The sequence below is a fragment of the Leucobacter faecis genome (assembly GCF_054456635.2).
In genome coordinates this window covers 1-12,224 of sequence record NZ_JBTJEP020000015.1, presented here as the reverse complement: position 1 = coordinate 12,224, position 12,224 = coordinate 1, and the positions used below count along the sequence as shown (strand labels likewise).

Here is a 12,224-nt window from a genome sequence, read left to right as displayed (position 1 = left end):
CGTATGACGCCCGCGACGCCGCTAACACTCGATGACATTCACGGCGAGCCCACCGCGCGAGGTTTCCTTGTACTTATCGCTCATGTCACGGCCGGTATCGCGCATTGTCGCAATCACCTGGTCGAGCGTGACGTGGTGCGAACCGTCGCCCATGAGGGACATCTTCGCGGCGTTCACCGCCTTCGACGCGGCAATCGCGTTGCGTTCAATGCATGGAATCTGCACGAGCCCACCGACCGGGTCACAGGTGAGCCCGAGATTGTGCTCCATCGCGATCTCGGCGGCGTTCTCAACCTGCTCGGGGGTGCCGCCCAGCGCGTGCGCGAGGCCCGCTGCCGCCATCGAAGACGCCGACCCAACCTCGCCCTGGCAGCCCACCTCAGCGCCCGAGATCGATGCCTGTTCTTTGTACAGCACGCCGACGGCCGCCGCCGTCAGCAGAAACTCGGCGATGACTCGCGCTTTATGGGCTTCGCTCCAGTCACGCGCGCCGGGGGCGTAGTGCACCGCATAGAACAGCACGGCCGGAATAATGCCCGCCGCCCCGTTCGTGGGGGCCGTCACCACGCGCCCACCCGACGCGTTCTCCTCGTTCACAGCGAGCGCGACGAGATTGATCCACTCCTGCCAAAACTCGGGGTCGCGGTGCGGGTCGCGCTCTCGCATGCGACGGTGCCACTCGGGCGCGCGCCTGCGCACTTCGAGTCCGCCGGGTAGCGTGCCGGTGCGAGTGAGGGCCGAGTCTTTGCACGCCTCCATTACGAGCCACAGGTGCGCAAGCCCCGCGTCAATCTCTTCGTCGCTGCGCGTGACGCGCTCGTTCGCGCGCATGACGCCCGCGATCGAAAGCCCCGTCGCGCGCGCGTGCGCGAGCAGCTCACGCGCGGTCGTAAACGGGTACGGCTGGGCTGCGACCGCAGCCTCAAGCCGGTCGCGTACGTCGTCCTCTGCGCCCTCGCGCACGACGAACCCGCCGCCTACTGAGAAGTAGGTCTGCTCGTCGAGCAGGTCACCCGCGGCATCGAACGCGGCAAGGCGCATGCCGTTCGTGTGTCGCGCGAGCACCGTAAGCGGGTGCAGCACGAGATCGTTCGTGCTGATCCGGATCATGGGTGCGCTTGTGCCGGTGGGATTCAGCTGCGCCCCCAAGCGAATCTCGCCGCTTGATTCGATGCGGCCCAGGGCGGCATCGACCTCTGTGGGCAGCACCTGCTCTGGGTCGAATCCCTCGAGCCCGAGCAGCACGGCAGTGAGGGTGCCGTGGCCGCGCCCGGTCGCTGCGAGCGAACCGTAGAGGTGCACGTCGAGCGACCGGGCACCGGTGAGGAGGCGAGCGTGGGCGAGGCGCGCCACAAAGTGGTGTGCGGCCCGCATCGGCCCGACGGTGTGCGAGCTTGATGGGCCTATGCCCACCTTGAACAGGTCGAACACGCTAACGGCCACGCTGCCTCCTTAGTATGGTGAACCGGCTACGCGACCTGCGCGTCGTTCTCGGCCGCGTACTCCTCGGGAGTGAGCAGCGGGCCTTCCTCGGTGACGGCAACCTTAAACAGCCACGCGGCGCCGTAGGGGTCGGAGTTGATGAGGGCGGGGTCTTCGATCGCGGCCTCGTTGCGCTCAACGACTTCACCGGTCACGGGCGAGTAGATCTCAGACACCGACTTGGTCGACTCGACCTCGCCGCACACCTCGCCCGCGGTGACGGCGGTGCCCACCTCGGGCAGGTCGACGTAGACGATCTCACCGAGAGCGTCAGCCGCGACCTCAGAAATACCGATCGTGGCGGGGCTCTCGCTCGTCAGCCACTCGTGCTCGGCCGAGTAGCGCAGTCCAGTCTTTACAGTGCTCATAGTTGATTCCTTAAGATGTGTGATGGTGTGTTGAAGTTTGTGCGATGGGTAAGCGTGCTACGCGCCACGCTTGTAGAAGGGCAGCGCGACGACCTCGAACGGCTCGGGCTTACCCCGCAGATCGACCTCGACGGCCGTACCGACCGCGGAGTGTTCGGGGGCGACGTAGGCGAGGGCGATCGGGTGACTGAGCGTGGGGCTCGGCTGCCCGCTTGTGATCTCGCCCACCTGTTCGCCGTTCACCGAGACAGCGTAGCCGCCGCGGCCCGCACGACGGCCCGCGCCCGTAAGACCTACGAGCACGCGCGCGGGGCCCTGCTCGCGCAGTACCTCGAGCGCTTCGCGGCCCACAAACTGTTCGGTCTTCTTGAACGAGACGATACCTCCAAGGCCAGCCTCAAACGGCGTCGTGTCGACACCGAGCTCGTTACCGTAGAGCGGCATGCCCGCCTCGAGGCGCAGCGAATCACGGGCCGCGAGGCCTGCCGGAATCAGCCCGAGAGGTGCGCCCGCTTCAAGCAGTGCGCGCCACAACTCGGCGGCACGGTCGTTCGGCACGTACACCTCGAAGCCGTCCTCGCCGGTGTACCCCGTGCGGGCGACGAGCGCCGCTGCCCCCAGCACTTCTACGGGTGCCGCGGCGTAGTACTTCATGTCGCGCACGGCGTCGCGGTCGCCCTCGCCTACCAGCGCAAGCAAGATTTCGGCGGCCGCGGGGCCCTGCACCGCCACGAGCGCGGTCGACAACGTCTCATCGACAAGGGTCACGTCGAAGCCCTGGGCGCGCTCTTCGAACTCGGCAAACACCGCGGCGGCGTTACCCGCGTTGGGCACCACGAGGTACTCGTCATCTGCGAGCCGGTAGCTGATCAGGTCGTCAATGATGCCGCCCTCGGCGTTGCAGATCACCGAGTACTTTGCGCGGCCCACCGCCATGACGGCGAGGTTGCCCACGAGCGCGGTGTTCAAGAACGCTGCCGCCTCGGGGCCGCTCACGCGCACCTCGCCCATGTGTGAGAGGTCAAAGAGCCCGGCGGCGCCGCGCACAGCGCGGTGCTCGGCAAGCTCTGAGCCATACTTGAGCGGCATGTCCCAGCCGCCAAAGTCGGTAAACGATGCGCCCAGCGCCTCGTGTTCAGCGTGCAGCGGGGTCTGCTTCACGGCATTCTGCGGGTCACTCATCGGTGTGTGGCCTTCCTTCGTCGAGTCGTGCTTAGTCTTCGAACGCTTCGGGGGCGGGGCAAGCGCACACCAGGTTGCGGTCGCCAAACGCACCGTCGATGCGGGCGACGGGGGCAAAGTACTTGTCGGTGCGCAGCCGCGCCACCGGGTACGCGGCCTGTTCGCGGCTGTACGGGCGGGTCCACTCCCCCGCAATGACGCCCTCTGCGGTATGCGGCGCGTTACGCAGCGGTGAATCGGCGACGTCGAAACGGCCGTCGATGATCTCTTGAATCTCGGCGCGAATCGCCACCATCGCCTCGATGAACCGCTCGATCTCGTCGAGTGCCTCAGACTCGGTCGGCTCAACCATCAGCGTGCCCGCGACGGGAAACGCGAGCGTCGGGGCGTGGAAGCCAAAGTCGATGAGCCGCTTAGCCACGTCCTCCGCGGTGACGCCCGAGAGCTTCGTGAGCTCGCGCAGGTCGAGAATGCACTCGTGTGCGACGAGCCCGCCCGGGCCGGTGAAGAGAATGGGAAACTGGTCGCGCAGCCGCGCAGCAATGTAGTTCGCCCCGAGTAGCGCGTGACGGGTCGCGTCGGTGAGGCCTTCGCCGCCCATCATCGCGATGTACGCGTACGAGATCGGCAGCACACCGGCCGAGCCAAACAGCGTGGCCACCACCGGGGTCGCCGAGCCTGCCTCGCCCGCTGCAGCGCGCGGGTCAGCGGGCAGGTAGGGCAGCAGGTGTTCAGCCACGCCGATGGGACCTACGCCCGGCCCGCCCCCGCCGTGCGGAATCGCGAAGGTCTTGTGCAGGTTCAAGTGCGACACGTCGCCGCCAAATTTGCCGGGCTGGGCGACGCCCACGAGCGCGTTCATGTTGGCGCCGTCAATGTACACCTGGCCGCCCGCGTCATGCACGAGCGCGCACACCTCACGCACATCAGTGTCGTACACGCCATAGGTCGACGGGTACGTGATCATGATCGCGGCGAGTTCGCTCGCGTGCTTCTCGATCTTGGCTTTCAGGTCAGCCATATCGATTGTGCCGGTCTCGGTGTTCTTCACCACGACGACCTTCATGCCCGCGAGCACGGCCGAGGCCGCGTTCGTGCCGTGAGCAGAGGCGGGAATCAGGCAGATCGTACGCTCGGCTTCACCGCGCGCAACGTGGTAGGCACGAATCGCGTTGAGACCCGCATACTCTCCCTGGGCACCCGAGTTCGGCTGCACCGAGACGCCCGCGTAGCCGGTGATCTCGACGAGGCGGCGCTCAAGGTCTTCGATCAGCGCACGCCAGCCCGCCGTCTGCTCGGCCGGAGCGTACGGGTGAATACCCGCAAACTCGGGCCACGAGATCGACTCCATCTCGGCGGTCGAGTTGAGCTTCATGGTGCACGAACCGAGCGGAATCATCGTGCGGTCAAGCGCCAGATCCCGGTCAGCGAGACGGCGCAGGTAGCGCAGCATCTGCGTCTCAGAGCGCAGCTCGTGGAATATCTGGTGCGTCAGGTACTCGCTCGTGCGCACAAGCTGCGCGTCGAAGCTGTAGTCGCCCAGCTCTGCGGCTTCGGGTACTGCGACGTCGAAACCCGCAGCGGCGAACGCCTCAAGCACGGTCGCCACGTGCTGCGCGGTCGTCGTCTCGTCGGTCGAAATACCCACCGTGTCTGCGTCGATGCTGCGCAGGTTAATGCCGCGGTCGGCCGCTGCCGCAATCACGGCATCTGCGCGATCCGGCACGATCGCCGTGACAGTGTCGAAGAACGCGGCGCTCGCGACGCTAATCCCAGCAGAGGTGAGGCCGTTCGCGATGGTGCGGGCGTGCGCGTGGGCGCGCTCAGCGATGCCCTTGAGTCCTGAGGCGCCGTGGTACAGCACGTACATCGAGGCGGTGATCGCGAGCAGAGCCTGCGCGGTGCAGATGTTGCTCGTCGCCTTTTCGCGGCGAATATGCTGCTCGCGGGTCTGCAGCGCGAGCCGGTACGCCTGGCGGCCCTCGGCGTCGCGCGAGACGCCCACGAGACGACCGGGCAGCGCGCGCTCGAGCCCCGCACGAATCGCGAGGTACGCGGCGTGCGGCCCGCCATAGAACAGCGGCACGCCAAAACGCTGAGTGTTGCCGACGGCAACGTCGGCGCCCTGCTCGCCGGGCGAGGTGATGAGGGTGAGCGCGAGCAGGTCGGCGATGACCGTGGCCATCGCGCCGCGCGCTTTGGACTCGGCGATGATCGCGGCGTGGTCGACGACCGCGCCGTCGCCGCCGGGCTGCTGCAGCACGATGCCAAAAATGTCACCCTCGGGCAACCCCTGCGAGAGGTCCGCGACCTCGACCGTGAAGTCGAGGGCCTCGGCCCGCCCCAGAATCACGTTGATGGTCTGCGGGAAGAGGTTCTGGTCGATCACGGCCTTCGCCGTGGGGGCCGCTTTGCTGGCGCGGCGCATCAGCAGCACGGCTTCGGCCGCGGCCGATGACTCGTCGAGCATCGACGCGTTCGCGACGTCGAGGCCGGTGAGGTCAGACACCATGGTCTGAAAGTTGAGTAGCGCTTCGAGACGGCCCTGCGAGATCTCGGGCTGGTAGGGCGTGTACGCGGTGTACCAGGCCGGGCTCTCGAGCACGTTGCGGCGAATGACGGGCGGCGTGTGGGTGTCGTAGAACCCCTGCCCAATCATCTGCGTCTTCACCGTGTTCTGGTTCGCGAGCTCACGCAGGTCAGCGAGAATCTCTTCTTCGCTGCGCGCGCCGGGCAAATCGAGCGGCGCGTCCATACGAATGTCTGCGGGCACTGCCGCGTCTACAAGCGCTTCGAGGCTATCGAGGCCGAGCGCGCCGAGCATTGCGGCGCGGTCAGAGGCGGCCGTGACGCCCATGTGGCGATCGGCGAACGTGCGGTGGGTAGGAGTAACGCTCAAGAGGATCTCGTCTCGAAAGTGCGCGGGCGCGCAAATGGGCGTGGGATCCTCCCCGCTCTGTTACTGGACCTGAGAGATTCGGGTCGCGGCCGGGCTGGTTGCCCGGGGCGCGGCGCCCTTGCACCGTCGGTGAGCACGTTGTAGCGCGCTGCTTTCCAGAGTTGCCTCGCTGCGACGGTACGTGGGCCTGAGAGATTCCCGGGGAGGGTTTGCTCCTACGGCGCCGGGCACGCGTGCCCGAGCTCTCCCGCCACAGCTTGATGGCCGATATTCACAATGTGCGTTCATTCTAGCATTGGCATACGACACCCGTTCTATACACCGGAGTACGCGCTGTGCTTCAATGGCCTGATCACCAACCTGTAGGGTGCACACACCCGCCTCAATGATGAGACACAGAAGGAGAACTGCATGCGAGATGCGACCGGTGCCGCGGGACGGCTCACACCCGACGAGCTGCGGGCAGAGGTGAGCGCAGGTCACATCGACACCGTCGTTGTCGGTTTCACCGATATGCAGGGCCGGCTCATGGGCAAGCGTGTGTCGGCCCGATTGTTCCTCGAAGACGTCATGGAGCACGGCGCCGAGTGTTGCAACTACCTGCTCACCGTCGACGTCGACCTCAACACGGTCGACGGCTACGCGCTCACGAGCTGGGAGCGCGGCTACGGCGACATGGCGATGATGCCGGATCTCTCCACGCTGCGCGTGCTGCCCTGGCAGCCCGCAACCGCGCTCGTGATTGCCGACCTCACTCTCGCGAGCGATCATTCCTTGATCGAGGTGTCACCCCGCCAGATCCTGCGCCGCCAGATCGAACGGCTGCGGGAGCGGGGGCTTGTCGCCCACGTCGCCACTGAACTTGAGTTTCTTGTCTTCGACGACGACTACCGCTCGGCCTGGCAGTCGGGCTACAAAGATCTGACCCCAGCGAGTGATTACAACACCGACTACGCACTCCACGCTTCGACACGGCTCGAGCCGCTGCTGCGCGACATTCGCAACTCGATGGACGGCGCGGGGATGTACTGCGAGGGCGCCAAGGGCGAGTGCAACCTTGGTCAGCAAGAGATTGCGTTTCGGTACGCCGAGGCCCTGCCCACCTGCGACAACCACTCGATTTATAAGAGCGGGTCGAAAGAGATCGCCGACAAGCACGGCAAGTCGATCACGTTCATGGCGAAGTTCAACGAGCGCGAGGGCAACAGCTGCCACGTGCACGCGAGCCTGCGCTCGGTGACCGGCGAGATGGTGTTCGTCGACGAGTCGACTCCCGATGGCATGTCGCAGATGTTTCGCCACTTCATCGCGGGCCAGATGCGATCGATGCGCGAGTTCACGCTGCTCTATGCCCCCAACATCAACTCGTACAAGCGCTTCGTCGACGGCAGCTTCGCGCCCACCGCGGTGGCCTGGGGGCACGACAACCGATCGTGCGCGCTACGCGTCGTCGGCCACGGCCACGGCATGCGCGTCGAGAACCGGGTGCCCGGCGGCGACGTGAACCAGTACCTCGCCGTCGCGGGCATGCTCGCCTCAGGGCTCTACGGCATCGAGCACGAACTCGACCCCGGCGAAGCGCTCACCGGCAACGCGTACACGAGCGATATCCCCCGGGTGCCCGCGACACTGCGCGAAGCAGCCGACCTGTTCGAGGCGTCGGCGCTCGCCCGCGAAGTGTTCGGCGATGAGGTCGTCGAACACTACGTACACGCGGCGCGCGTGGAGGTTGCCGCGTACGACGCGGCCGTGACGGACTGGGAGCGGGTGCGTGGCTTTGAACGACTCTGACCGAATTGACACCGGTGCTGACAACGGATCCGGCGCCGCTGGCACCGCGGGCGCCCCGCCACGGATCGGGATCACGAGCTACCTCGAACAAGCGCAGACCGGGGTCTGGGACGTGCGAGCGTCATTTCTGCCGCAGGTGTATCTCGATGCGGTGACGAGCGTCGGCGGCATCGCGTTCGTGCTTCCTCCCCAACCAGTGTCGGCTGACACCGCGCGCGCAATCATTGCGTCCCTCGACGGCATCATCTTCTCTGGTGGCGCCGATATCAACCCCGCCGCGTACGGCGAAGCGGCGCACGAGAAGACCGGCTCCCCTCGCGACGACCGTGACAATTTCGAGGGCGAACTCGTGCAGGCTGCCATCGAGGCGAAGATTCCGTTTCTCGGCATCTGCCGAGGCGCGCAGATGCTCAACGTTGAGCTGGGCGGCACGCTGCTGCAGCACCTGCCCGACGTGGTGGGCGACGACCGCTACCAGCTCGGCGCCGCGCGCTTCAACCCCATCGAAGTCGAGGTCGATCCGGGCACACGCATCGCCGAGGTCTACGGCGACTCGCTGCAGGCCACCGCCCCGCTGTACCACCATCAGGGGCTCGGCGAGATCGGTGAGGGCCTCGTCGTCACGAGTCGCACGGCTGACGGCATCGTCGAATCCGTCGAGCTGCCCACGGTGCCCTTTGGACTCGCCGTGCAGTGGCACCCCGAGGAGCACGCCGAAGACCGCCGGCTATTCGAGGGCCTCGTGGCCGCCGCACAAGAGTACGCAGCCCGAAAGGAACAACCGTGAGCTACACCGTCATCAACCCCGCCACGGGCGAGGCCGTCACCGAGGTCGCACACCTCGACGAGCACGACACGGACGCCGCCATCGCCCGTGCCGTCGCCGCTCAGGAGGCGTGGGCGAAGGTCGCCCCCGTCGACCGGGCGCGCGCGCTGCGCCGCTTCGCCGACGCCGTCGACGGCGACTCCGAACAGCTCGCCCAGCTCGAAACCCAAAACTCGGGCCACCCGATCACCCAGTCCAGGTGGGAGGCCGGGCACGTGCGCGACGTGCTCGAGTACTACTCGGCGAGCCCCGAGCGACTCATCGGGCAACAGATCCCGGTCGCGGGCGGCATGAACGTCACGTTCCACGAACCGCTCGGCGTCGTCGGCATCATCACACCGTGGAACTTTCCCATGACGATCGCCTCGTGGGGCTTTGCTCCCGCGCTCGCCGCGGGCAACGCCGTCGTGCTGAAGCCAGCCGAATGGACCCCGCTCACAAGTATCCGTCTCGGCGAGCTCGCCCTCGAGGCGGGACTGCCCGTGGGCCTGTTCCAGGTGTTGCCAGGCCGTGGCTCAGTCGTCGGCGAGCGCTTCGTCACGAACCCGAGCGTGCGCAAGATCGTGTTCACCGGCTCGACCGGCGTCGGCAAGCGCATCATGAGCGGCTGCGCCGACCAGGTGAAGCGCGTCACCCTCGAGCTCGGGGGCAAGAGTGCCAACATCGTGTTCGCCGACGCCGACCTCGAACAGGCCGCGGCCACCGCCCCTTACTCCGTGTTCGACAACGCGGGCCAAGACTGTTGCGCCCGCAGCCGCCTGCTCGTGGAACGCAGTGTCTACGACAAGTTCATGGAGCGATTCGAGACCGCAGTGCAGGGCGTCAAGGTCGGCGACCCACTGCTCGATGACACCGAGGTCGGGCCGCTCGTCACCCAGGCCCACAAGGAATCGGTGCAGTCGTATCTCACCGACGACGTGCCCATCGCGTTCACGGGCAACGCTCCCGAGGGTCCCGGCGCCTGGTTCGCACCCACGGTCGTAACCCCCGAGCGCGACAGCAGGATCGCCACCGAGGAGGTCTTTGGCCCCGTCGTCGCCGTGCTGCCGTTTGAGGATGAGGCAGACGCGATCCGGCTCGCGAACAGCAGCGATTTCGGGCTCTCGGGCTCGATCTGGACCCGCGACCTCGGCCGTGGGATCCGCGTCGCCCGCGGCGTCGAGGGCGGCAATCTGTCGGTGAACTCGCACTCGTCGGTGCGGTATTCCACGCCGTTTGGCGGGTTCAAGCAGTCGGGTCTCGGCCGCGAACTCGGCCCCGACGCCGCAGAACACTTCACCGAAACTAAAAACGTTTTCTTCTCCGCCGAATAGCGCCGACCTCTCCAAAAGAAAGACCACACCATGAGCGACATCACTCCCATCGACCTCACCCAGCGCCTCGCCGGCAAGGTCGCCGTCATCACCGGCGGCGGCAGCGGCATCGGCCTCGCGACCGCGAAACGCATGCGCGCCGAGGGCGCCCGCATCGTCATCGGCGACATGGACCCCGCGAGCGGCCAGGCCGCAGCCGACGCCGTCGGTGGCCTCTTCGTGCAGGTCAACGTCGCCGACGAAGCCCAGGTCAACAACCTGTTCGACACCGCGGCCCGCGAGTACGGCTCGGTCGACATCGCGTTCAACAACGCGGGCATCTCCCCCGACGACGATGATTCAATCGAGGTCACCGAACTCCCCGCGTGGGAGAAGGTGCAAGACGTGAATCTCAAGAGCGTCTACCTGTGCTCCCGCGCTGCGCTGCGGCACATGACGAAGCAGGGATCCGGATCAATCATCAACACTGCATCGTTCGTTGCGATCATGGGATCTGCGACCTCGCAGATCTCGTACACGGCGTCGAAGGGCGGCGTGCTCGCGATGAGCCGCGAGCTGGGCGTGCAGTTCGCGCGGCAGGGCATTCGCGTGAACGCGCTGTGCCCCGGGCCCGTCAACACCCCGCTCTTGCAGGAGCTGTTCGCCAAGGATCCGGAGCGGGCCGCGCGCCGCCTCGTGCACATTCCCGTGGGCCGTTTCGCTCGCCCCGAGGAGCTCGCGGCGTCGGTCGCGTTCCTCGCGAGCGACGATGCGTCGTTCATCACGGCGTCGACGTTCTTGGTCGACGGCGGACTGACGAGCGCGTACACGACGCCGCTGTAATCTGTCGTTCTCGATGACCCCGGACCGCCGAAGGCTTTGAGCTGCTCGTGCGCAGCTCGCAACCTGCGAACGCGTACGAGGAGACGATGGAGCGGCTGTTGCAGTCGGTGCGGCTGGGGCTGACTTGCCCCGGGTGAGCGACTGCCCGCCGAGCGCGACCTCGCGGCGATGCTCAAGGTGAGCCGCGACACGGTGCGCGAGGCGCTGTCTGCCCTCACCGAGGCCGGGTACGTAGAGTCGCGGCGCGGGCGCTACGGGGGCACACTTGTGTCGGCCGAGCTGCCCGCGGTTGGGGTCGGCACCGAGGTCAGTGGTGCCGGTGCCGGGGGGGGCACCGTGCCCAGCCCCGCGAGCTCTTTGCCGAGATCGAGGACACGGCTATGTTGCGGCGCGTGCTCGAGGCCTGCCTCGCTGCATCAGATGCTGATCACCGCAGACTCAATTCCAGGGCGCACCTGATCATCGCGGAGCTCTCGGGATCCGGATCGCTCGTTCCCGCGATCGCGAGCCTGCGCACGCGGGTCAATGCACTGCTCGACGAGATTCGGATACTGTGCCCCAACCTCGTGCACTCCGATGACCAGCACATGGCGATCGTCGGCGCGATTCTTGCGGGGCGGCCTGATGTCGCAGCGGCGGCCCTGATGGACCACGTCGAGGGTTCGACGGAGCTGCTGCGCGGCTTCTTCGGACGTTAGGCGGGGCACCGATTTCTATATGAGTCGCCGCGCTGATTGCGCCAGCTGCGATTTCTGCGTCCGCACGCCACGGGATAGACAAAGCTAACTCGAATCGTGAGTGAGGACGCCGTTCATGTTTTGCATAGACTGGTGTGGATGGGCAGCATCTGGTTCCGCGCTCACAGCGCAGCAGATTCAAACATCCCATTATTCCTACCACAGGCCTGGTCATGTAGCCGGGCACTGAAAGTCAACGAGGAGCCTCATCGCTATGTCCGAAAACAATGTTCCTAGTGAAGAATTCACACCCGCCCCTGCTCAGTCTGCCCCTCAGGGTGGGTACTCCGTGCCTCCGGTAACGCCGGAACCCGCGCCGCAGCATGAACAAGCTTTCGCGTACAGCGCGACGCAGCCCGGGGCTATGCCCCCTCAGCAGCCGTATGTAACCCCTGGTACACCGGGTCCCGTGCAGCCAAAGGGCCTTGCGCTCTCCGCTCTGATTGTGGGTATCGCGAGCTTGGTGCTCTGCGCGTTGCCCTTCATGGGTATTGCAGGCGGCATCACCGCTCTCGTCCTCGGAATCATTGCGTTGAAGAGAGCCCAGTCGAAGGGCATGTCACTCACCGGCATCATCACGGGCAGCCTCGCAGTGCTGTGCTCCATAATCATCGTGGTGGTGTCCCTTACATTCCTCGGATGGGCCACCAATTCGACCTCTTCAGCCATAAGCTCGTTGGATCAGGCTATTGAAGAACTCGAGTCAATCGCGCCCGATGCCGCTGAAGTGAGTATTCGAAGGCTTTAGCACCGGCGATATTGCGAGTGAGCACCAAGCAATATTGCGATTGAGCACCGCGGAAT

General features: G+C 66.1%; 11 protein-coding genes and 1 riboswitch. Of the genes, 7 read left to right on the top strand and 4 right to left on the bottom strand.

What is annotated here, in order from left to right:
- Positions 1-21 precede the first annotated feature (21 nt).
- The 4 genes from ACXR2T_RS11550 to gcvP are packed head-to-tail and all read right to left on the bottom strand — an operon-like array spanning position 22 to position 5,931.
- Positions 22-1,443, bottom strand: coding sequence for an L-serine ammonia-lyase (locus ACXR2T_RS11550; protein WP_458839467.1), 1,422 nt, complete (start codon positions 1,441-1,443; stop codon positions 22-24).
- Positions 1,444-1,469: 26 nt separating this feature from the next.
- Entirely contained in the window at positions 1,470-1,850 is a 381-nt protein-coding gene (gcvH, locus tag ACXR2T_RS11545; RefSeq protein ID WP_458813516.1) for a glycine cleavage system protein GcvH, read from the bottom strand.
- A 57-nt stretch (positions 1,851-1,907) separates the two neighbouring features.
- Positions 1,908-3,032, bottom strand: coding sequence for a glycine cleavage system aminomethyltransferase GcvT (gene gcvT, locus ACXR2T_RS11540; protein ID WP_458839466.1), 1,125 nt, complete (start codon positions 3,030-3,032; stop codon positions 1,908-1,910).
- A gap of 31 nt (positions 3,033-3,063) precedes the next feature.
- Positions 3,064-5,931, bottom strand: a complete 2,868-nt coding sequence (gcvP, locus tag ACXR2T_RS11535) for an aminomethyl-transferring glycine dehydrogenase (RefSeq protein WP_458839464.1) — start codon at positions 5,929-5,931, stop codon at positions 3,064-3,066.
- Positions 5,932-6,096: 165 nt separating this feature from the next.
- Positions 6,097-6,191: riboswitch (glycine riboswitch) on the bottom strand.
- Between the two features lie 151 nt (positions 6,192-6,342).
- On the opposite strand from gcvP, the gene ACXR2T_RS11530 reads away from it, so the two are divergent.
- From ACXR2T_RS11530 to ACXR2T_RS11500, 7 genes are all read left to right on the top strand, one after another.
- Positions 6,343-7,722 (top strand): glutamine synthetase family protein, encoded by a 1,380-nt coding sequence (locus ACXR2T_RS11530; RefSeq protein ID WP_458839462.1) that lies wholly within the window; start codon positions 6,343-6,345, stop codon positions 7,720-7,722.
- Positions 7,703-8,509: a gamma-glutamyl-gamma-aminobutyrate hydrolase family protein gene (locus ACXR2T_RS11525; RefSeq protein ID WP_458839461.1), complete on the top strand. Its 807-nt coding sequence runs from the start codon at positions 7,703-7,705 to the stop codon at positions 8,507-8,509. The genes ACXR2T_RS11530 and ACXR2T_RS11525 overlap by 20 nt, the downstream gene beginning before the upstream one ends.
- Positions 8,506-9,861, top strand: coding sequence for an aldehyde dehydrogenase family protein (locus tag ACXR2T_RS11520; RefSeq protein WP_458839459.1), 1,356 nt, complete (start codon positions 8,506-8,508; stop codon positions 9,859-9,861). The genes ACXR2T_RS11525 and ACXR2T_RS11520 overlap by 4 nt, the downstream gene beginning before the upstream one ends.
- A 30-nt stretch (positions 9,862-9,891) precedes the next feature.
- A complete protein-coding gene (locus ACXR2T_RS11515; RefSeq protein ID WP_458839458.1) occupies positions 9,892-10,683 on the top strand; it encodes a 3-oxoacyl-ACP reductase in 792 nt (263 codons plus the stop codon).
- Between the two features lie 168 nt (positions 10,684-10,851).
- On the top strand, positions 10,852-11,142 hold the full coding sequence (locus ACXR2T_RS11510; protein ID WP_458839456.1) for a GntR family transcriptional regulator: 291 nt from the start codon (positions 10,852-10,854) through the stop codon (positions 11,140-11,142).
- Positions 11,064-11,381: an FCD domain-containing protein gene (locus ACXR2T_RS11505; protein WP_458839454.1), complete on the top strand. Its 318-nt coding sequence runs from the start codon at positions 11,064-11,066 to the stop codon at positions 11,379-11,381. Before ACXR2T_RS11510 ends, ACXR2T_RS11505 begins: the two co-directional genes overlap by 79 nt.
- A gap of 448 nt (positions 11,382-11,829) precedes the next feature.
- Positions 11,830-12,168, top strand: a complete 339-nt coding sequence (locus ACXR2T_RS11500) for a hypothetical protein (RefSeq protein ID WP_458839453.1) — start codon at positions 11,830-11,832, stop codon at positions 12,166-12,168.
- The last annotated feature ends 56 nt before the right edge of the window (positions 12,169-12,224 follow it).

Bases quoted from the DNA above. Each gene is read 5' to 3' on its own strand.
- gcvH (WP_458813516.1), bottom strand. From the start codon at position 1,850: ATGAGCACTGTAAAGACTGGACTGCGCTACTCGGCCGAGCACGAGTGG.
- gcvT (WP_458839466.1), bottom strand. From the start codon at position 3,032: ATGAGTGACCCGCAGAATGCCGTGAAGCAGACCCCGCTGCACGCTGAA.
- ACXR2T_RS11530 (WP_458839462.1), top strand. From the start codon at position 6,343: ATGCGAGATGCGACCGGTGCCGCGGGACGGCTCACACCCGACGAGCTG.
- ACXR2T_RS11515 (WP_458839458.1), top strand. From the start codon at position 9,892: ATGAGCGACATCACTCCCATCGACCTCACCCAGCGCCTCGCCGGCAAG.
- ACXR2T_RS11510 (WP_458839456.1), top strand. From the start codon at position 10,852: ATGCTCAAGGTGAGCCGCGACACGGTGCGCGAGGCGCTGTCTGCCCTC.
- ACXR2T_RS11505 (WP_458839454.1), top strand. From the start codon at position 11,064: ATGTTGCGGCGCGTGCTCGAGGCCTGCCTCGCTGCATCAGATGCTGAT.